Here is a 21,240-nt window from a genome sequence, read left to right as displayed (position 1 = left end):
GCATGAGTTATGCCTATATACCCGCTAATCCGAGGATGCATGGCGGGAAAAGAAGCAAGATAATCTACCTGATTTATCACTACACGGCCAATCGAGGGGATACAGCCCGGGGGAACGGCAATTATTTTGCTAGGGGCGAAGGCCCGATCGCGTCAGCGCATTATTTTGTGGATGACGCTGAGGTAATCTTGTCTGTGCCGGAGGACACAGTCGCTTACTCCGTAGGAGGCAGGCCCCAGAGCTGGCACATCCCCTACTATCTGAGAGCAAACAACTTTAATAGCATATCTATTGAGATGTGCGTGCATGCAGATGGCAGAATCGGTAATGCGACAATCGCTAGAGCGCAGGCCTTGGGAAGAGAGATTTGCGAGAGGCATGGAATTGACAGCGCCCATATCCTCCGCCACTACGATGTCAACGGGAAGCTCTGCCCCAATGCCAATGAACTGCTCAATGATTCTGTGTGGGCTGTGTTTAAGGCAGGCATTGCGACCGCAAGCGTGCCAGCAGAACAATCTGCGCCGGAGGAAACACCTGCGTTGGCTCCTGCAGGGGACTGGATCGTGGGCCACAACTACGAGGTGATCGTCGGCAGCCTGAGGGTGCGCGACGGTGCGGGCCTGAATCACGGCATTATAAAGTCCTATCCTAGAGGGACAGTCTTTACGCTCAAAGAGATTGTCCATCTGTCGATCTCTACATGGGGACGTACACCCTCCGGCTGGGTTTGTCTTGAGATGCGGGGGGCGGCTTATGCTGCAGATCGAGGAGAGTACAGTGCGGGAGGCACACAAGGCCCATCCGATGGGTGGGAGGTTGGCCACAACTACACTGTAACCGCATCATCCTTGCGTGTGCGTGATGGCGCCGGGCTCAATCATGCGGTGATTAAGAGCTACCCGCATGGTACGGTTTTCACTCTCAAAGAGATTGTCCACCTGTCGATCTCCACTTGGGGGCGTACACCCTCCGGCTGGGTATGCCTGATTATGGATGGAGAGAGATATGTAAAGTGAAATGAGGGGGGGCTTCGGCCTCCTCTTTTTTTATTGAAAAATGAAATAAAGTTTGTCGATGTACTCTATCCGCAGCTATAATCTTGGGGTGCATAATCGTGTCATATTTTGTGTCATACATGTTGTAAAAATATGGTTTTCAGCATTCAAATTTGATAGACAAGAATCATTTACAAACAGCGTAAATACGGAAGATTTTGGAAAATGCTGATTTTACGGCGTTTGCGGGATATTAGCCTTTTCGGGTTCGACTCCCGTATCTTGCTTCGCAAAAGTCCCTGTTTTGGGGGCTTTTCTTTTTTGTGGTCATGTTTTGAGTCATTATTTTAGAAATCATGTCGTTAAAGACCCGGTAATTCCAGCTGTAAAAAGAGTTCTTTTAATAAAAACAAGTCTTGACAGAAGCATCAAAGAAAGATACCATCTAAACATAAACATATGAACAACTAATCATATGTATAGAGACGTCATTCAATTTTGATATTTCGATGCAGGAGAGGAGAGAAATTCCATGAAGAAGAGCTACAAGATCGATGTTGACTGCGCCAACTGCGCCAACAAGATGGAAGAGGCAGCACAAAAAACCGATGGAGTGAAAGATGCCCTGGTCAACTTTATGCTGCTTCAGATGAAGGTGGAATTTGAAGATGGAGCCGATCCCGCGGAGGTCATGCCGCGCGTACTGGAAAACTGCCGGAAGGTGGAGGACGACTGCGAGATTTTCTTCTGAACAGAGTGATGAAAGGAGCTTTCATGTCCTGGTTTCGTGATCTGAACAAAAGATGAAAGGAGCTTTCATGTCCTGGTTTCGTGATCTGAACAAAAAACAGAAGAGAGCATTCAAAGAAATTGTGCTGGGCGGCCTTCTCTGGATTCTTATTTCCCTGCTTCCCTTTCCGGAGGGAATCGGGCAATACATCCAAAATGGCCTCTTCCTGATTCCCTATTTTCTCCTGGGCTGGCCGGTATTAAAGGGAGCTGCTCGAAATATCGCCAAGAGGCGGCCTTTTGATGAGGCCTTCCTCATGGCGATCGCCACCGTCGGAGCCATGGCTCTGGGCGATTTCCGCGAGGGTGTCGCGGTTATGCTCTTCTATCAGATCGGGGAGTTCTTCCAGTCTGTCGCTGTCGGTCGGAGCCGAAAGAACATCACAGCTCTCATGGATATTCGTCCGGACTACGCCAATCTGTTGAGAGAAGACGGAACGACAGTCCAGGTTGATCCGGATCAGGTAGGAGTCGGATCGACAATCACGGTAAAACCTGGGGAGAAGATTCCCATTGACGGGACGGTGATCAGGGGAAAATCCAGTCTGGATACGGCCGCTCTGACCGGAGAGTCCGCCCCAAGAGAGGTCGCGGAAGGATCAGAAGTCCTCTCCGGCTGTATCAATCAGGATGGCCTTCTGACAATCCGGACGACAAGAGAATTTGAGGAGTCCACAGCCTCTAAGATTTTAGACCTGGTGGAGAACGCCTCCTCCCGAAAGTCCAGATCAGAGAACTTCATTTCCAAGTTTGCCCGCTATTATACCCCGGCTGTCGTATATTCAGCCCTTGCTCTGGCATTCATAGGCCCTGTCATTCGCCTTATTATGGGTCTCAATCCCGACTGGGGCGACTGGATTTATCGAGCCCTGACCCTTCTTGTTATTTCCTGTCCCTGTGCCATCGTTGTCTCTATTCCCCTCAGCTTCTTCGGAGGCCTGGGCGGAGCTTCTTCCTCGGGGATTCTCATCAAGGGATCCAATTATATGGAGACCCTGTCCAAGATTAAGACCATTGTCATGGACAAGACCGGGACCATTACCAAGGGGAATTTCCAGGTCAGCGGTCTGCACCATGCGACCTTCGACCATGAAGAAATGCTTCGTCTGGCGGCTCACGCAGAGGCCAATTCCTCTCATCCGATTTCGAAATCTCTGGAAGAAGCCTATGGCAAGCCGATTGATTTCTCGGTCATTCGAGATGTGAGAGAGATTTCCGGGCAGGGTGTGATTGCCCGGGTCGACGGACATCAGGTGGCCTGTGGAAACGGCAAACTGATGGATACCGTCGGGATCAATTTCATCGAGTGTCACTCTGTGGGGTCCATTGTTCATATGGCAGTGGACGGGGCATATGCCGGCCATATTGTGATTGCGGACCAGGTCAAGGAGTCCTCGAAAGAGGCGATTGACAAGTTAAAGAAGCTTGGGGTCAGCCGTCAGGTGATGCTGACCGGGGACAGTCGCGCTGTGGCGGAAAATATTGCAAATCAGGTGGGAATCTCCGAGGTCCGGTCCCAGCTTCTGCCCCAGGATAAGGTATCTGCCCTGGAGGATATCCTGAGTCAAAAAGAGGGGAAAGAGACGGTTGCCTTTGTGGGAGACGGGATCAACGACGCCCCGGTTTTAACCCGGGCGGATATTGGAATCGCCATGGGGGCTATGGGGTCTGACGCTGCGATTGAGGCCGCCGATGTGGTTCTCATGGATGATGATCCCGTGAAGATTGCTAAGGCCATCCGAATTGCGAGAAAGTGCATGAGGATTGTCTATGAAAACCTGGTTTTTGCCATCGGTGTGAAGCTGACCTGCCTTGTGCTCGGCGCTCTCGGGATCGCCAATATGTGGCTGGCGATTTTCGCCGATGTGGGCGTCATGGTTATTTGCGTAATCAACGCGGTTCGGGTACTCTTTGTAAAGAAACTGTAGAAAAAAGAGATAGGGCTCGGACAATATGAAAGCTTTTGACATCAAGGAGGAGTCTCTGCTGAGACTGGCAGAGCTCTTTAAAATCTTCGGAGACGCCACCCGTATCCGCATTCTCTGCGCTCTCAGCGAGGGTGAAATCTGCGTGAGCGATCTGGCGGAGACCCTGTCCATGACCCAGCCGGCGATTTCCCATCAGCTGCGGATCTTAAAGAACACTCGTCTGGTCAAGGCCAGAAGAGATGGAAAACAGATCTATTATTCTCTGGCAGACGCGCATGTATCGAGCATTATAGGCACCGCCTTAGAGCATGTGGAAGAGGAGTGAGAGGTGAGTCAGGAGATAAATCAGGACGGCATGGGGCAGAGCGTTTCTGCCGGAGAGGAGAAGCGTGTTGATCGGAGGACTTCTGCCGGAGACGAGAAGAATGTTGATCGGAGGACTTCTGCCAAAGATGAGCAGAGTGTTGATCGGGGAATTTCTGTCACAGGCGCAGAGACTTCGGTTGAGAAAGTCTCTGTGGCCAAAGAGAAAGCGGGGCCTGGACGAAAATTCCCTGTGGCTGCAGAGGAGACAGACTCAGGACGAAGGGCCTATGTTCGCACTATAGAGCAGATGATGGAGGACCCGAGGGACAAGTGCCTGATCGACGTCAGAAGTCAGGAGGAGTTTGCAAAGGATACCATCGAGGGAGCCGGAAATATCTTCTGGGAGGAGGTCGTCGAAAGAAAAGAGGAGCTTCCCCTGGATCGGCCAGTCTACCTCCTGTGTTATTCGGGAGAACATTCGGAGGAGGTCGCCAGAGACCTGTCAGCTCTGGGCTATGAGATCTATTCGATCGAGCACGGCTACCAGGCTTATATTCGCTATCAGCTCTCGCGATTTATGGAGAAAGAGGACAGGGTCGCCGACCGGACCAGAGAAATTGAGCGCAGCCTGATCAAGAAGTTTAAGAAAGACATCTGGTGCAAGTTCACCAGGGCCATCAGGGAGTATGGCATGATCCAAGACGGAGACAAGATCGCCGTCTGTATTTCCGGAGGCAAGGACTCCATGATAATGGCCAAGCTCTTTCAGGAGCTCCTGCGGCACGGGAAGCAGAACTTCAGTCTGGAATTTCTGCTTATGAATCCGGGCTATAATGAGGAGAACTACCGGAGGATCACAGATAATGCCAGGCTTCTGGGAATCCCTATCCGGGTCTTTGAATCTTCCATCTATGATATCGTGGCCGGAGAGGAGATTGAAAATCCCTGCTATCTCTGCGCCCGCATGCGGCGTGGCCATCTCTACGCCAAGGCCAGGGAGCTGGGCTGCAATAAGATCGCTCTGGGCCACCATTTTGACGATGTGATTGAGACCATCCTGATGGGCATGCTCTATGGCGGCCAGATTCAGACCATGATGCCCAAGGTCCACTCCACGAATTTTCAGGGGATGGAGTTGATCCGCCCCCTCTATCTGGTCCGTGAGGCGGACATTATCCACTGGGCCCGCTACAATGACCTGCGCTTTATCCTCTGCGCCTGCCGTCTGACGGATTCCTGTTCCGTTGTGGGAGGGGCAGAGACCGGGTCCAAGCGGGCCGAAATCAAGGCCCTGATCAGAGAGCTCAAGAAGACCAATCCGTATGTAGAGAAGAATATTTTTCGGAGCGTGGAAAATGTCAACCTGCAGACGGTAATCGCCTACAAGGAACAGGGGGTCAAACACAGCTTTTTGGACTGGTACGAAAAAGCGGGCAGACCGGATTCGGAACCATGCAGACCGGATTCGGAATCATAATGTAAAATCAAAATCACCGGGGTATCTGCGCTGCTTATCGCAGATGTGTCGGGAAGAGAAGGAATCTGTATGGCAAAACAGAAGAATCAGAAGTTGGGAAAGCTGCTGGGATATGACCGGGAGGGGTCTGTCATCCGTCTGCACTACGAGGGGGCTGAGGCCTCGGTGGATATCCTGCGGGAGGATCTGATCAAGCTCTTTGTCGCCTATGAGAGCGGGGAGGATGAATCCTATGCCGTGGAAGAAGACCTCCATCAGGACGTGGACATCACCCTCAGAAAGGGCAGTGGGGCCCGGGCCAGGCTGACCCTTAAGACAGGCAGACTCTCTCTTGTGATCGGAGATGATTTCACCAACACAATTTACGATACCAAAGGAAATTTACTGGCCGCAAGCGGGGACAAGGAACTGGTCAAGCCGGCCCGCATGACCTCTGAGACCGAGGAGAAGCTGGGCGGGATCTTCGGGGCGGTTTCAGATAATAAGACCGTGATGGAGGAGGAGGGGCATGAGAACCCTTTAGAGAAGATCAAGCAGGTTCCCTCCTTCATTGTGACCAGGCAAATGCACGCAGATGAACATTTCTATGGCCTGGGTGACAAGACCGGCTTTTTGGATAAGAGGGGCTATGCCTTTGACAACTGGAATTCGGATATCCCCCAGACACACACGGAACAGGTGACAGCCACCTATAAGTCCATCCCTTTTCTCATTGTCCGAAGGGACCAGGGAGTGCTTGGCTTCTTCTATGACAATCCCTGCCGCAGCCATATCGACCTGGGAAGAGATGACCCGGAGCTCTATTACTACCAGGCAAATGGGGGGAATCATGTGGAGTACATCCTCTACAGCCCCGATATGGTCGGCCTCGTCTCCCTCTACACGGAGCTGACCGGGCGCCAGCCCCTGCCCCAGCTGTGGACGCTCGGCTATCAGCAGTCCCGCCTGGGCTATGACTCTGCCCGCGTCTTCCGTCGGATCGCAGATCAGATGCGAGCATATCGAATCCCCTGTGATGCCATCCATTTCGATATCGACTATATGGACGGTTACCGGGTCTTTACCTGGGACAGAAAATATTATGGCGATTGTCCCCAGGAACTGCTGAAAGACCTACATAAAAAAGGCTTTCACGCGGTGCCGATCATCGATCCCGGGGTCAAGAAGGATCCGGGATATGCCGTCTATGATGAGGGAATCGAAGGCGATTACTTTGCCAGGGATAGAAACGGTCAGGTCTATGTCAATGCCGTCTGGCCGGGAGATACCGTCTTCCCGGACTTCGGGCGCCGGAAAGTGCGCGACTGGTGGGCGGGAAAAGAGAAGATTCTGACGGACTGGGGATTCGACGCTACCTGGGATGACATGAATGAACCGGCTTCTTTTCGGGGAGAACTGCCGGATGACGTCTGCTTTCATCGGGAAGATCAGCCTATATCCCACGCGAAAATACATAATGTCTACGGTTATCTTATGTCCAAGGCGACCAGCCAGGGGCTGAGAAAGGCCAATGGCAAGCGGCCCTTTGTCATTACGCGGGCCACCTATGCCGGCGGACAGAAGTACGCCACAGTCTGGACCGGGGACAACCAGTCAATCTGGTCCCATCTGCAGATGATGATTCCCCAGCTATGCAACCTTGGCCTGTCCGGATTCTCTTTGGCAGGGACGGATCTCGGAGGTTTTTCCGGGGACGCCAATGGCGAGCTTATGGCGCGGTGGATTGAGGCAGCCGTCTTTTCTCCTCTCTTTCGCAACCACTCCGCCGTATTCTGCCTCTTTCAGGAGCCCTGGCAGTTTACAAGCAGGGTTTTGGATATTTACCGGGAATACGTCGAGCTGCGCTACCGGCTCTTGCCCTATCTCTATGACCTCTGCCGGGTGACGGAGTTCACGGGTCTTCCGCTGATGCGCCCTTTGGTGCTCCACTATCCGAATGATCCCAATGTCTTTGCGATCAATGACCAGTTTCTGGTCGGCGAGGACCTGATGGCGGCTCCTGTTGTGGATCAGGGGAAGACCCGGCGCCTTGTCTATTTCCCCCAGGGAACCTGGTATGACTATTTTACCGGGACTGTCTATGAGGGAGGGTCCTATCAGGTGGTCAGCGCGGCCTTAGACCAGCTCCCCCTCTTTGCCAGAGCCGGGGCGATTATCCCCAACTGGGAAGTCATGCAGTATGTTGGGGAGAGGGAATATGACAGCCTAATTCTCAAGGTCTTCCCGGGCAGGGGCAGCTATCGCCACTATCGGGATAACGGAGAGGATTTCGACTATCGGCAGGGCAAGGTGGATATCTACGAATTTATCCAGGAGGATGGCCGGCTGATCGGGAGGCAGACTGTGAACGGATATGGTCATCCCTATGCGCATATCAGGGTCGAAGAGCCCCTGGGAGGAAACAGCTACGAGCTGAAGTAGAGGGATGAGGAAATACAGGTAAAGAGATTGGCTGGAGATGAATGTAAAGCTTTTAAATGAATTGCGCAGGATCAGTCCGGAAGAAGAGGGGATTCTTGCGGGAAACGGACCTGATGCGGACATTTACACGAGCAGGAGGGCGGATACCGTTGATGCGGACAAGCTCCTGGAACGGGGACGTCTGATTACGGTGCGGCCGTCGACCCGCTTTGCCTACTTCCCTCCCCATCGGCACAACTATATTGAAGTGGTTTATATGTGCCAGGGCTTCACCCACCATGTGGTGGACGGGGACGATATTCTTCTCAGAGAGGGGGAGATCCTCTTTTTGTCCCAGAAGGCAAGGCAGGAACTCTTTCCGGCCGGAGAGGAGGATATCGCGGTCAACTTCATTGTCCTTCCCCAGTTCTTTGATGAGGGTCTGCGTATGCTGGGGGAGACAGAGAGTCCCCTGCGCGCTTTTCTTCTCGACGCCCTTCAGGGAAGAGGGGAGACTTCTTATCTTCACTTTCAGGTGGCGGATATTCTTCCAATTCAGAACCTGCTGGAAAATCTGATCTGGAGTCTCTGGAACCATGAGACCAACCAGAGGGCGATCAATCAGATCAGTATGGGACTGCTTTTTCTCAACCTGGTCAATTACTCTGACCGAATTGCCCTTGAGGCCTCGGACAGGGGGGCCAACCTGCAGCTTGCGGTTTTAAACTATGTGGAAGACCATTATGTCGATGGGAAATTATCCGATCTGGCAGCTATCCTGGGCTATGACCTGTTCTGGTTGTCCAAGGAGATCAGACGGCTGACCGGCCGCAATTACACCCGTCTGATTCAGGCAAAGCGTCTGCAGCAGGCGGCTTATCTTTTGACTCAGACTTCTATGCGCGTGGACGAAATCGGCATGAAGGTGGGCTATGAAAACCAGTCCTACTTCTACCGATTATTTAAAAAGGAGTATGGAGAGACACCGAGGGCTTACCGGCTGAGTCACAGGGCATAGAGGGCTTCTGCTGGTCTTGTCCACATGATATTTACCCTTGACAAAAAAGGACAGTTTTCACACAAAAACTGTCCTTTTTTTGCTGCCGTTTTGAGGGTAGGATTAGGGCATGGAAGCGAGGGCTGCCAAATGCAGTAAGGAATCGATCAAGTGCAGCAAGCAAAAGGAGGGATTCGATGAGCAAGTACTATCTGGCTGTCGACATTGGGGCCTCCAGCGGACGTCACATCCTTGCCCACCTTGAGGATGGAAGGATGCAGCTGGAGGAAATTCACCGCTTTCCCAATGGGATGGTCCGAAGACAGGGGCATCTGGCCTGGGATCTCATCCAGCTCTTTGAGGAGATCAAGAGGGGGATGATTAAGTGCAAAGAGATGGGCAAAATTCCGGAATCTGTCGGCATCGACAGCTGGGGAGTTGACTATGCTCTGATTGACAGGGATGGCAGACGCCTGGGAGAGGCTTACGGCTATCGGGATCAGAGAACGGGCGGGGCGGATGAACTCGTGTATAAAAAGATCTCTGAGGATCAGCTCTATGCCAGAACCGGAATTCAAAAGCAGATCTTCAACACCATCTACCAGCTGGCGGCGGATCAGACAATGCGTCCACAGATCCTGGAGCAGGCGGACGCCATGCTGATGATCCCGGATTATTTTCACTTCCTGCTCTCCGGAGTCAAGGCCCAGGAATACACCAACGCGACGACCGGCCAGCTGGTAGACCCCAAGAGCAGGAATTGGGACTGGGATCTGATCGATCGCCTGGGCTATCCCAGGCGGATCTTTCAGCCCATGACAAAACCGGGAACCTGCATTGGAGAACTTCTCCCCGAGCTTCAGGAGGAGATTGGATTCAACTGTAAGATTGTGCTGCCGGCCAGCCACGATACCGCTTCGGCCGTCATGGCTGTTCCCAGTCAGGATAGCAATCTTCTCTATATCTCTTCCGGGACATGGTCACTGATGGGAACGGAACTGGAAGAAGCCAACTGTTCCCCGGAGAGCAGAGCGGCCAACTTTACAAATGAGGGAGGCTACAATGATCGCTTCCGCTATCTCAAGAACATTATGGGCCTGTGGATGATCCAGTCAGTCCGCAAAGAAATTGCCCCTGATATGAGCTTCGCGGAAATATGTCGTCTGGCGGAAAAAGAGAAGATCAAATCCCTGGTCGATGCCAATGATCCCCGTTTCCTGACCCCGGCCAGTATGGCAAGAGAGGTGCAGACGGCCTGTGAGGAAAAGGGACAGGAGGTTCCGCAGGGGATTGGTCAGCTGGCAAGTGTGATCTACAATTCGCTGGCGGTCTGCTACGGAAGGACCATTCAGGAGTTGGAAGCGGTCAACGGGGTGTCCTATGAGAGGATTCATGTCGTTGGCGGCGGCGCCAACGCGGACTATTTAAATCAACTGACGGCCAGAGCTACGGGGCGGGAGGTACTCGCGGGCCCGACCGAGGCGACGGCGATTGGGAACATTCTCGCCCAGATGATTGCCGCGGACCAGGTAGAAGACCTGCAGGCGGGCAGGAAGCTGATCCGGGATTCCTTTGAGATCAGGTCTTATCAGCCGTGAACCAGTGTTTTTTAAAATCAGAGAAGGATAAAAATCAGAGAAAGAGGAAGGATTGATCCTTTCAGGAAAGGAGCAGGTATGAGCGCAAGATATGAGGCGGCAAGAGAGGCATATGCAAAGGTCGGAGTAGATACCGACCGGGCGATCGAGATCCTGAAAAAGGTGCCGGTCTCTCTCCACTGCTGGCAGGGAGACGACGTCCTTGGCTTTGATCAAAAGGGAAGGGGCCTGTCCGGCGGGATTCAGACGACCGGCAACTACCCAGGGAGGGCCAGAACTCCGGAGGAGCTCTTTGCGGATATTGAGGAAGTATTAAAGTTGACCCCCGGAACCAAGAAGATCAATGTGCACGCCAGCTATGCCGTTTTTGACGAGGAAAATCCCTGGGTGGACCGCGATCAGATTGAGCCCAGGCACTTTAAGAAATGGGTTGATTTCGCCAAGAAACACGGCATCGGCCTGGATTTTAATCCGACCTTTTTCAGCCATCCCATGGCCAAGGGCCTGACCCTTTCCTCGCCGGATGAGGAGATTCGCAGCTTCTGGATCGAGCACGGCAAGGCCTGCATTCGTATCTCCAATTATTTCGCCGAGGAGACCGGATTTCCCTGCACCATGAATATTTGGACCGGGGATGGTTTTAAGGATATTCCGGCAGACCGCATGGGGCCGAGAATGCGCTATAAGGACTCCATTGAGCAGATTCTCTCCGAGCCCTTCGATTTCGCCAAGGTAAAGCCCTGTGTCGAGTCCAAGGTCTTCGGGATCGGCGTCGAGTCCTATACGGTCGGATCCGCTGAGTTCACTCTCTCCTTCGCGGCTTCTCATCCAAACAAGTGCATCCCGCTGATGGATAACGGACACTACCACCCGACAGAGGTGGTCAGCGACAAGATTCCGGCTCTGCTCTGCTTTTACCCTGAGTTCGCCCTCCACATTACCAGACCGGTTCGCTGGGATTCCGACCATGTTGTTCTCTTTGACGATGAGACCAAAGAGATGGCCAAGGAGATTGTGAGAAATGACGCCTTAGGACGCGTCAATATGGCTCTTGACTTCTTTGACGCTTCCATCAATCGGGTCAGCGCATGGACTGTGGGCTTCCGCAATTGGCAGAAGGCCCTCTTGAACGCGCTAGTCCTCCCCAGTGAATCTTTGAAGGCATTGCAGGATCAGGAGAACTTCACCAAGCTCATGGTTGCCCAGGAGGAGATGAAGCTTTACGACTTTGGCGCTGTCTGGGAGGAGTACTGCAGACAGGAGAATGTAGTGGGCGACATGTCCTGGTTTGACGAGCTGGAAAGCTATGAGAGGGAAGTCCTGGCCAGGCGCCAGTGACGGCGGCTGAGAATTTGTGTCTGCGCGCCAATTTGCGCGCAGGACACAGATTTTATTCTTGACAGTTGACCTCTGCAGGAGAACCGGGAGATAATGCACATATACGGAAGCTGTCGGTGATCGTCAATCAGCGGCGCAAGCCCTTTTACAGATGGGTATTGCTCAGGCATAGATCACGCATAGATATAGATGAGAGCAACTGCCCTCGTACAGAGATGCCGACCAGACCGGGCATAGCGCATGCATAGGTGAGAGGAGAGATGGGATGAGGTTTTTAGACGCGAAGTTTGTCAATGGTTTTATCCATATGGGAGATGATGGATGGAAACAGGGCTGGCATGAGAGAAACGGCGGCAATCTGACCTACCGGGTCAAGCCCGAGGAGGTCGAGGAGATTCGGGAGGACTTAAGACCCCAGGCTTGGCAGCCCATCGGGACCAGCGTTCCCAAGCTGGGAGGAGAGTATTTCCTGGTAACCGGATCCGGCAAGTACCTGCGCAATCTGATCATCCATCCGCAGGATACCATGGCTATGATCGAGGTTGACGACAAGGGGGAGAATTACCGCCTTGTCTGGGGCCTGGAGAGCGGCGGAAGACCGACTTCCGAGCTCCCCTCTCACCTGATGAACCATGAGGTCAAAAAAGAACTGACAGGCGGCAGATATCGGGTGATTTACCACTGCCATCCGGCCAATACCATCGCTCTGACCTTTGTGCTCCCCCTGACATCTGAGGCATTTACCAGAGAACTCTGGGAGATGGCTACGGAATGTCCTGTAGTCTTCCCGGACGGAATCGGCGTTGTCCCCTGGATGGTTCCGGGCGGAAGAGAGATTGCCGTTGCGACCTCCAAGCTGATGGAGAAATATGATGTGGCAATCTGGGCCCATCATGGGATGTTCGCCGCTGGCGAGGATTTCGACGCTACCTTTGGCCTGATGCACACCGTAGAGAAGTCGGCGGAGATCCTGGTCAAGGTTTTATCCATGTCTCAAAAGAAGCGGCAGACGATTCAGCCGGATCAATTCCGTCAGCTGGCTAAGGATTTCGGCGTCGAGCTTCCGGAGCGCTTCCTCTATGAGAAGAAGTACGGAGATCTCTAATGATTCTGCGTGGTGATTAGGAGTGAGCAGGTTGGCACAACGAAGATTTGTACAGGATTTATTTTATGAATTTACAGGAGGTTACTATGGCAGACAGGATAGTACTCAATGGCGTTTCCTATCACGGAAAGGGCGCGATCAAAGAAATTGTCCCCGAGCTTCAGCGCGGCGGCTATCAGAAAATTTTTGTCACTTCGGATCCGGACCTGGTCAAGTTCGGAGTGACAGCCAAGGTGACAGATCTTCTTGAAGAGGCGGGGATTGCCTACAGTCTCTATGACGGGATTAAGCCCAACCCCACCATTCAGAATGTTCAGGAGGGAGTAAAGGCCTTTAGAGAAGCGAAAGCGGATGCCATTGTCGCCATCGGCGGAGGCTCCTCCATGGATACGGCCAAGGCAATCGGGGTGATTATCACGAATCCGGAGTTTGAGGATGTCCGCTCTCTGGAGGGCATTGCGCCCACGAAGAATCACGCTGTTCCAACCATCGCCGTTCCTACCACGGCAGGCACTGCCGCGGAAGTGACGATCAACTATGTCATCACTGATGTTGAGAAGCAGCGCAAGTTTGTCTGTGTCGATACCAATGATATTCCTGCAATCGCAGTCGTTGATCCGGAGATGATGTCATCTATGCCCAAAGGGCTGACGGCAGCCACCGGGATGGATGCTTTGACCCATGCCATTGAAGGTTATACCACGAAGGCAGCCTGGGAGATGACCGATATGTTCCACTTGGAGGCAATCAAGCTGATCGGCCAGAATCTGCGCGCTGCCGTCAATAATGATCCCAGGGGCCGGGAGGGCATGGCGATGGCGGAGTATATCGCCGGCATGGGATTCTCCAATGTAGGATTGGGGATCGATCATTCCATGGCTCACTGCCTGTCCGCGCATTACGATACCCCTCATGGTATGGCCTGCGCTCAGCTTCTTCCCCTGTCCATGGAGTACAACCGCGATTACACGGGGGAGAAGTACCGCGAGATCGCCCGCGTCATGGGCGTCGAGAGTGTCGATTCCATGAGCCAGGAAGAGTACAGGGACGCGGCCATCGCCGCAGTCAGAAAGCTCTCGGAGGATGTGGGCATTCCACAGAAGAATGAGAGGATCCGGGAGGAGGATCTGGAAATTCTTGCCGCGGACGCTCTGGCGGATGCCTGCTGCCCTGGTAATCCCAGGGAGGCGACGAAAGAGGACGTCATCGCCATGTATCGTCAGCTCATGTAATTGAAGATCCAGGCGTGAAAGAGCCGACTGTCGGTATTTCTCCGTAATTGCGCGGAGAAATATCGGCGGTCGGCTTTTTCTTCATGACTGTAGAATGCCCACGGCGCGTGTATTCCACAGTTTATGAAGTAGAAAGCCCACGGCGCGTGTATTCCACAGTTTATGAAATAGAAAGCCCGCGGCGCGTGTACTCCACAGTTTATGAAATAGAAAGCCCGCGGCGCGTGCATTCCAAGGTTCATGAGATAGAAAGCTCACGGATCGCGGATTGTGTTATTTACGGATGTTTTTCTGCCGCCAGGGACTATGAAATTTCCTCTGCCGGTAGAGACTTATGAATCTCCTATTGACTTAGCTTATCTATTGAAATAGGCTATAGGCAATTTCAGGTCTGCACGAACATCTGCAAAAGACGGGATGCGCGCGACAGAAGGAAGCTGAAATGTCGAAGCGAAAACAACATTTCCTGCACATTCAGAGATAGAATTCACAGAAGGAGGTATCCTGCCATGACGATCACTCAATTGCGCTATGCCATTGCCGTTTCAAATTCTACATCTATGAATAAGGCGTCCCGCCAGCTTTTTATATCACAGCCGTCCCTGTCTGCTTCCATCAAAGAGCTGGAGGAGGAGATCGGGATTGATCTCTTTCGCAGAACCAATCGGGGAATTCAGATCACGCCGGAGGGCAAGGAGTTCATCGGCTATGCCCGCCAGGTGGTAGAGCAGTACGAGCTCCTCCAATCCCGCTATGTGACCAAGGACCAGGTCAGAACCAGGTTCTCCGTATCGGCCCAGCACTATACATTCGCGGTTCAGGCCTATGTGAATACGGTCCGGGAATTCGGCATGGACAAGTACGAGTTTGCCATCAATGAGACCAAGACGTCTGAGGTGATCAATGACGTGAAGAATTTCCGGTCGGAAATCGGAATTCTCTATCTGAACGAGTTCAACCGCAAGGTGTTGACAAAGCTTTTTAAGGAAAATGAGCTGGATTTCACACCCCTGATGGACTGCCATATCTATGTCTATATGTCTAAAAACCATCCCCTTGCCAAAAGGGACTGCATCCGGCTTCAGGAACTGGACCCCTACCCCTTGCTCTCTTTTGACCAGGGCCAGTTCAATTCCTTTTACTTCTCGGAGGAAGTCCTCGCCACCTATGACTATAAGCAGGTGATCAAGTGCAATGACAGGGCTACCATCTTAAACCTCATGGTGGGTTTAAACGGCTATACCCTCTGCTCCGGGATTATCTGTGAGGACTTAAACGGTCAGGAGTACACGGCAGTCAAACTGAAGAGCAGCGAGATCATGCGGGTTGGTTATCTGACCCGAAAGGGGATAGCGCTCTCTCCCATGGGACAGCGCTATATCAGAGAGCTGGAAGCCTATAAGAATCAGGTGCTTATCTGAAGATAGGACGCGGAGAGGATCTGAGGAAAGAGCTTGACTTTTAAAATCAGTCTGCTAAAATATAAATCATAGTAATCATACTAAACTAATAGGAATTAAGGGGCGAACATGTCATCCAGGAAACAGAAAATGCAGAGCCTCCACCGATACACATCGAGTTCCTGTTGATCTTGATTGTGTTGATGATGGATTTGCGCAGACAAAAGATAAGTGAGAATAAAAGTTAAGAATGACCGACACCGTCGGAGAACAGGAGATTATCATGAGCAAGGCATATGAGAATATCACGGAACTGATTGGCAATACCCCCCTTTTAAAGGCAAGCCGTTACAGCAGAGCAGCGGGCGTCAGAGAGGGCGCGGTATACGCCAAGCTTGAGTACTTCAATTCGGCCGGCTCTGTCAAGGACCGCATCGCGGAGGCCATGATCAGGGACGCGGAAGAGAAGGGGATCTTGAAGGCAGGCGCTACCATCATTGAACCCACCTCCGGCAATACCGGGATCGGCATTGCTTCGGTGGCGACTGCCAAGGGCTATAAGGCGATTCTGACCCTGCCTGACACTATGTCGGTCGAGCGGCGCAACCTGCTCAAGGCCTATGGGGCCAAGCTGGTTCTGACGGACGGGGCCAAGGGAATGAAGGGCGCGATCGCCAGGGCGGAGGAGCTGCAAAAGGAGATCGAGGGATCGGTCATCCTGGGCCAGTTCCAAAACCAGGCCAATCCAAAGGCGCACTATGAGACGACCGGACCTGAGATCTGGGAGCAGACAGAAGGCAAGGTAGATGTCTTCGTCGCGGGGATCGGCACCGGCGGCACACTGACCGGCGTCGGAAGATACTTAAAGGAGAAGAATCCCCAGGTCAAAATCGTCGCGGTTGAGCCCGCCGGATCTCCGGTCCTCTCCACAGGAAAAACGGGTCCTCATAAGATCCAGGGAATCGGAGCCGGATTCATCCCTGAGACGCTCGACACCTCCATCTATGACGAGATTATTACAGTGGAGAATGAGGACTCCTTCGAGGAGGGCAGGCGTTTTGCCCAGACAGAAGGCGCTCTGGTGGGCATTTCCTCCGGCGCTGCCTTAAAGGCGGCTGTTGAGCTGGCAAATCGCCCGGACTATGCGGGCAAGACGATCGTCGCCCTGCTCCCCGATTCCGGTGATCGCTATCTGTCCACGGCTCTCTTCAGCGACTGAGGGATGTGAGCGGACAAAGGAGGAAGAATGAAGATCTCGACCAAGGGACGCTATGCGTTGCGTCTGATGCTGGATCTGGCGGCTTATAATACAGGAGAGCCGATCAGCATTAAGGACATTGCCCGGCGGCAGGCAATTTCAGAGAAATACCTGGAGCAGATTATCTCTGTCTTGAACAGAGCGGGCTATGTGCGCAGTGTACGCGGCGCCGGCGGCGGGTACCTGCTGACGAGAGATCCGAAAGAATATACCGTCGGCATGATTTTTCGCCTGACCGAGGGGAGTCTGGCTCCCGTTGAAGGACTGGAGGATGGGAAGCCTGATCTGGCCGATCACCCGGAGCTGGTTACCTATGATGTCTATCGGAAGATCTATGAAGCTGTCAATCAGGTGGTAGATCATATTACGCTGGCAGACCTGGTCGATCATCAGCGTCAGCTGGCCGATAACTATGTGATTTGATCCCAGGTCACTTATCAGAAGCTCCAAAGGAGGATAGCAGATGACAGGACCCAAAGAATTAAAAGACAGGAATTTAAAGTTTGAGACCCTGGCCCTGCATGTCGGTCAGGAGGCGGCGGATCCAGCAACGGATTCTAGAGCGGTTCCCATTTACCAGACCACGTCATTTGTCTTTGACAACTGCGATGACGCGGAGGCCAGATTCGCGCTCAAAGCTGCCGGTAATATTTACGGCCGTCTGACCAATCCCACCGAGGACATCTTCGAGAAGAGGATGGCTGCCCTGGAGGGCGGAGTGGCGGCTCTGGCTGTCGCGTCCGGCGCCGCCGCGGTCACATATGCCTTCAAGGCGGTCGCCAAAGCGGGGGATCACCTGGTATCTGCCAACAATATCTATGGAGGAACCGCTAATTTCTTAGAGCATACCTTTGAGGACTTCGGGGTGAAGACGACATTTGTCAATCCGACGGATCTGCGGGCGGCGGAGGATGCGATTTTGGATAACACCAGGGCTCTCTATATTGAGAGTCTTGGAAATCCGTCCGGAGAAGTGGTCGATATTGAGGCCTGGGCCGATCTGGCTCATAAGCATGGCCTTCCTCTGATCGTAGACAACACCTTTGGCACACCCTATCTGATTCGCCCCATTTCCTATGGAGCAGATATCGTTGTTCACTCGGCGACCAAGTTCATCGGAGGTCACGGGACGACCTTGGGCGGGGTGATCGTCGATGCCGGAACCTTTGACTACGGCACAGGAAAATGGCCCTGGCTCTCAGAGCCAAACGCCTCCTATCACGGATTGGTCTTTGCCAAAGACACGGCGCCCGCGGTTATCGCGACCTATATCCGAGCGATTCTCCTTCGCGATGAAGGGGGCTGTATCAGCCCGATTTCCGCTTGGATTCTCCTGCAGGGACTGGAGACGCTTTCGCTTCGCGTTGAGCGCCAGACCCAAAATGCCCTTAAGGTTGTCGATTTCTTAAAGAATCGCCCGGAAGTCGAGTTTATCAGTCATCCCTCTGTCTCCGGGGACCCCGTTCAACAGGCACTTTACAGGAAATATCTGCCCAATGGCGGTTCCTCTATCTTCACCTTTGATATTCGGGGAGATGAGAAGAGGACCAGGGATTGGATCGACCAGCTGAGACTCTTTTCTCTTCTGGCCAACGTCGCTGACGTCAAGTCTCTGGTTGTTCACCCCGCCTCCACGACCCATTCAGAGAGTTCCCGGGAGGAACTGGAAAGGATCGGGATCAAGGGCAACACAGTTCGTCTCTCGATCGGAACCGAGAATATTGATGATATCATTGAGGATCTGACCGAGGCATTTGAGGCAATTCAGGACTAATCCCCTGATCCTAACGAGGCTTCCATGAATTCCATCATCCAATACTTCCAGACACAATCCGCCGACTATTTCGGCATGCTGACCAGTCATATCTATATCAGCGTACTGGCGGCCCTGATTGCATTTATCATCGCCTTTCCCCTGGGGATTTTGGTCTCTAAGAGCCCACTGGGAAGAGCCCTGGCCGAGCATCTCTTTGGATTGATTCGAATCGTCCCAAGTCTGGCGATTCTCATGCTTGCTCTGCCCTTCCTCGGAATCGGAGTAAAGACAGCTCTTGTGGCTCTTGTGGCCCTGGCCATTCCCCCGATTCTGGTCAATACAAGCTCCGGGATCAATGCGGTGCCTGCCGCCACCATCGAGGCGGCAACCGGCATGGGAATGAGTCCGCGACAGGTCTTTCAAGAGGTGACGCTGCCCCTTGCCTTTCCCTACATTTTCGCGGGTTTTCGGACGGCTTTTGTCGAGGTGATCGCGTCGACGACATTGGCCGCCTATATCGGGGGCGGTGGCTTTGGCAAGATTATCGTGACCGGTCTGGGACTGCTCAGAACGGATTATCTTTTGATCGGCGGGATATCGGTCGCTGCTCTCTCTCTGGTCAGCGGCGCTCTTTTAGACGCCTTCTATCGGAGCCGGACGGGCTATATGCGGGTCAAGGAGCCTGCCAGACAGGCAAGAGGAAATTAAAAGCAGAGCTTCAGATCAGAGGCTGAAAAGCCCCCTTTTGGCAAGATGAAAAGAAAAGAGTTCTCGGCTGCATATCAAGCCGGGAGGACGGGAAGAGGATTTTCAATTACAGAAAACAGAAAGAGTTCCAGGAAACAGAAAGCAGGATAGATACGCTATGAAGAAACTTCTCTCACTAACTTTAGTCGCGGCGACCGCTCTGATGGCTTTCGCTGCCTGCGGGTCCAAGTCCGCCGACAAGTCGGGGTCCGCCATTCGGATCGGATCCAAGGGCTTTACCGAGAATGAAATTGTGGCGGAGGTTTACGCTCTTGCCCTCGAGGACGCGGGGCTCAAGGTAGAGCGCACTCCTGATCTGGGGAGCTCGATCATCCATCAGTCTCTGACCACCGGCGACATTGATCTGTATCCGGAGTACACGGGAACCGGTCTGATTTCCGTTCTGAAGGAGGAGCCCAGGACCAGTGCCAACGAGGTCTATCAGGAGGTCAAGAAGGCCTATGAGGACAAGTTTAAGATCAGCTGGCTTGACTATTCCCCTGCCAATGACGGCCAGGGCATCGTGATCACGAAGGCGGCTTCGGATCAGTATGGGATCAAGACTATCTCTGATCTGCAGAAAAATGCCGAACGGATCCGCTTTGCCTCTCAGGGAGAATTTGACCAGAGGACCGATGGAATTCCAGCGTTGACAGCAAAGTACGGAGAATTCCATTGGAAATCCACGAATGTCTATGATAATGCGCTCAAGTATCAGGTTCTGGACCAGAATCAGGCGGACGCGGCGCCGGCCTACACAACGGAGGGGCAGCTGTCAGACACGAGCAAGTACGTGCTGCTGGAGGATGACAAACAGGCGTGGCCTCCCTATAACCTGGCCCCGGTTGTCCGCGACGAGGTTCTTGAGAAAAATCCGAAGATTGCCGAGGCTTTAAATAAAATCAGCCCGAAGATTACGACGGAGAATATCACCAGGGCCAATGCTGAGGTCGATCTGAAGGGCAAAGAGTACAAGGATGTGGCAAAGGAATTGTATGAGAGCATTAAGTGAGGAAAAAGAGAAGATCTGCGGGCGGTTTGATTTCCCGGAGAACGCGGCTTATCTCATTGATTTCTTCTTTGATGACAGGCAGCGTGATCTGATCTTGCATGCTCCGGACACCTTTACCGAGGCGGATTACGAGCCTGGATTTGTGCGGCAGTGCTACAGAGATGGCCTTGTCTCCTATGCTGATTATGACAGGGGGATCTTTCAGCTGTCCAATTTCTACAATATGTTCGATGTCTTTGTCTGCGCCCATCAGGATCGCTACAATCAGCTGACCCGCCATGAGAAGGGGACGCTGGATACCTGGTATTTTGACCGTTACTATGACAGCCTTAAGGGGGAAGTCCCTACGCCCGACCGAATTCTCTCATTAGAGGATACGCTGCGGTTTGTCGACGCGCATGAGGAGACCATCTACTTAAATCCCTGTGACTGCAGGTCCTTGACCGGTGATTGCGGACACAGCCGGTCCACCTGCCTCTCTTATCGGGGAGGGCCTAACAGCTTTGCGGACCGGGGCATTTCCAAGACACTGACCAAGGAAGAGGCCAAGGAGATGATCATAGCGGCTGACCGGGAAGGGCTGATGCACACAGTCAATCCATCCGGGGTCTGCAACTGTTGCTCTGACTGCTGTTATCTCTTTCGCAGCCAGAAGAGAAGAGACTCCCTGGGAGTCTGGCCAGCCACAGAAACCATTATCAAACTCGATGCCGACAAGTGCGTTGGCTGCGGAAAATGCGCGCGAAGATGTCATTTTTCAGTCTTTACCCTGAACCGGGAGATTCAAAAGGTGTCTGCGGATGTATCCACCTGTGTGGGCTGCGGCATCTGCCAGACACAGTGTCCCTCTGGAGCGCTTACGCTTGTTCCGAGGTCTGAAAGGGCAGTTTCTTAAGGAG

18 protein-coding genes are annotated in these 21,240 nt (G+C 53.0%); all 18 read left to right on the top strand.

What is annotated here, in order from left to right; genetic code table 11:
* The first annotated feature begins 2 nt into the window (after positions 1-2).
* The 18 genes from GCWU000342_RS04125 to GCWU000342_RS04040 all read left to right on the top strand — a co-directional run bounded on the left by GCWU000342_RS04125 (position 3) and on the right by GCWU000342_RS04040 (position 21,236).
* Complete coding sequence (locus tag GCWU000342_RS04125) at positions 3-1,019, top strand: N-acetylmuramoyl-L-alanine amidase (protein WP_006906022.1); 1,017 nt, start codon at positions 3-5, stop codon at positions 1,017-1,019.
* Positions 1,020-1,530: 511 nt separating this feature from the next.
* Positions 1,531-1,749 (top strand): cation transporter, encoded by a 219-nt coding sequence (locus tag GCWU000342_RS04120; RefSeq protein WP_006906019.1) that lies wholly within the window; start codon positions 1,531-1,533, stop codon positions 1,747-1,749.
* Positions 1,750-1,816: 67 nt separating this feature from the next.
* Positions 1,817-3,715, top strand: coding sequence for a heavy metal translocating P-type ATPase (locus GCWU000342_RS04115; protein WP_242649973.1), 1,899 nt, complete (start codon positions 1,817-1,819; stop codon positions 3,713-3,715).
* Positions 3,716-3,740: 25 nt separating this feature from the next.
* Positions 3,741-4,040, top strand: coding sequence for an ArsR/SmtB family transcription factor (locus GCWU000342_RS04110; protein WP_006906017.1), 300 nt, complete (start codon positions 3,741-3,743; stop codon positions 4,038-4,040).
* A 288-nt stretch (positions 4,041-4,328) separates the two neighbouring features.
* Positions 4,329-5,498: an ATP-binding protein gene (locus GCWU000342_RS04105; RefSeq protein ID WP_045000666.1), complete on the top strand. Its 1,170-nt coding sequence runs from the start codon at positions 4,329-4,331 to the stop codon at positions 5,496-5,498.
* 69 nt (positions 5,499-5,567) lie between these two features.
* On the top strand, positions 5,568-7,919 hold the full coding sequence (locus tag GCWU000342_RS04100; RefSeq protein ID WP_006906015.1) for a glycoside hydrolase family 31 protein: 2,352 nt from the start codon (positions 5,568-5,570) through the stop codon (positions 7,917-7,919).
* Positions 7,920-7,956: 37 nt separating this feature from the next.
* The gene (locus GCWU000342_RS04095; RefSeq protein ID WP_006906014.1) at positions 7,957-8,916 is read left to right on the top strand and encodes an AraC family transcriptional regulator; all 960 of its coding nucleotides are present in this window, start codon (positions 7,957-7,959) and stop codon (positions 8,914-8,916) included.
* A gap of 176 nt (positions 8,917-9,092) precedes the next feature.
* Positions 9,093-10,493: a rhamnulokinase gene (gene rhaB / locus GCWU000342_RS04090; protein ID WP_006906013.1), complete on the top strand. Its 1,401-nt coding sequence runs from the start codon at positions 9,093-9,095 to the stop codon at positions 10,491-10,493.
* Between the two features lie 78 nt (positions 10,494-10,571).
* Complete coding sequence (locus GCWU000342_RS04085; protein WP_006906012.1) at positions 10,572-11,831, top strand: L-rhamnose isomerase; 1,260 nt, start codon at positions 10,572-10,574, stop codon at positions 11,829-11,831.
* A 265-nt stretch (positions 11,832-12,096) separates the two neighbouring features.
* Complete coding sequence (gene rhaD / locus GCWU000342_RS04080) at positions 12,097-12,936, top strand: rhamnulose-1-phosphate aldolase (RefSeq protein ID WP_006906010.1); 840 nt, start codon at positions 12,097-12,099, stop codon at positions 12,934-12,936.
* A gap of 86 nt (positions 12,937-13,022) precedes the next feature.
* On the top strand, positions 13,023-14,168 hold the full coding sequence (gene fucO, locus GCWU000342_RS04075) for a lactaldehyde reductase (RefSeq protein ID WP_045000283.1): 1,146 nt from the start codon (positions 13,023-13,025) through the stop codon (positions 14,166-14,168).
* Positions 14,169-14,677: 509 nt separating this feature from the next.
* Positions 14,678-15,589, top strand: coding sequence for a LysR family transcriptional regulator (locus GCWU000342_RS04070; protein ID WP_045000281.1), 912 nt, complete (start codon positions 14,678-14,680; stop codon positions 15,587-15,589).
* A 262-nt stretch (positions 15,590-15,851) separates the two neighbouring features.
* The gene (gene cysK / locus GCWU000342_RS04065) at positions 15,852-16,787 is read left to right on the top strand and encodes a cysteine synthase A (RefSeq protein ID WP_045000664.1); all 936 of its coding nucleotides are present in this window, start codon (positions 15,852-15,854) and stop codon (positions 16,785-16,787) included.
* 27 nt (positions 16,788-16,814) lie between these two features.
* The gene (locus GCWU000342_RS04060; protein WP_006906005.1) at positions 16,815-17,249 is read left to right on the top strand and encodes an RrF2 family transcriptional regulator; all 435 of its coding nucleotides are present in this window, start codon (positions 16,815-16,817) and stop codon (positions 17,247-17,249) included.
* Positions 17,250-17,289: 40 nt separating this feature from the next.
* Positions 17,290-18,600, top strand: coding sequence for an O-acetylhomoserine aminocarboxypropyltransferase/cysteine synthase family protein (locus tag GCWU000342_RS04055; protein WP_006906004.1), 1,311 nt, complete (start codon positions 17,290-17,292; stop codon positions 18,598-18,600).
* Between the two features lie 24 nt (positions 18,601-18,624).
* Entirely contained in the window at positions 18,625-19,290 is a 666-nt protein-coding gene (locus GCWU000342_RS04050) for an ABC transporter permease (RefSeq protein ID WP_006906003.1), read from the top strand.
* Between the two features lie 157 nt (positions 19,291-19,447).
* Entirely contained in the window at positions 19,448-20,341 is an 894-nt protein-coding gene (locus GCWU000342_RS04045; protein WP_006906002.1) for a glycine betaine ABC transporter substrate-binding protein, read from the top strand.
* Positions 20,325-21,236 carry a 4Fe-4S binding protein gene (locus GCWU000342_RS04040; RefSeq protein WP_006906001.1) on the top strand — a complete coding sequence of 304 codons (912 nt, stop codon included), beginning with the start codon at positions 20,325-20,327 and terminating at the stop codon, positions 21,234-21,236. Before GCWU000342_RS04045 ends, GCWU000342_RS04040 begins: the two co-directional genes overlap by 17 nt.
* Positions 21,237-21,240 lie beyond the last annotated feature (4 nt).

The sequence above is a fragment of the Shuttleworthella satelles DSM 14600 genome, from assembly GCF_000160115.1.
GTDB classification, from domain to species: domain Bacteria; phylum Bacillota; class Clostridia; order Lachnospirales; family Lachnospiraceae; genus Shuttleworthia; species Shuttleworthia satelles.
The sequence above is the reverse complement of the archived record's forward strand: the minus strand, read 5'-3'. Positions and strand labels throughout refer to the sequence as shown.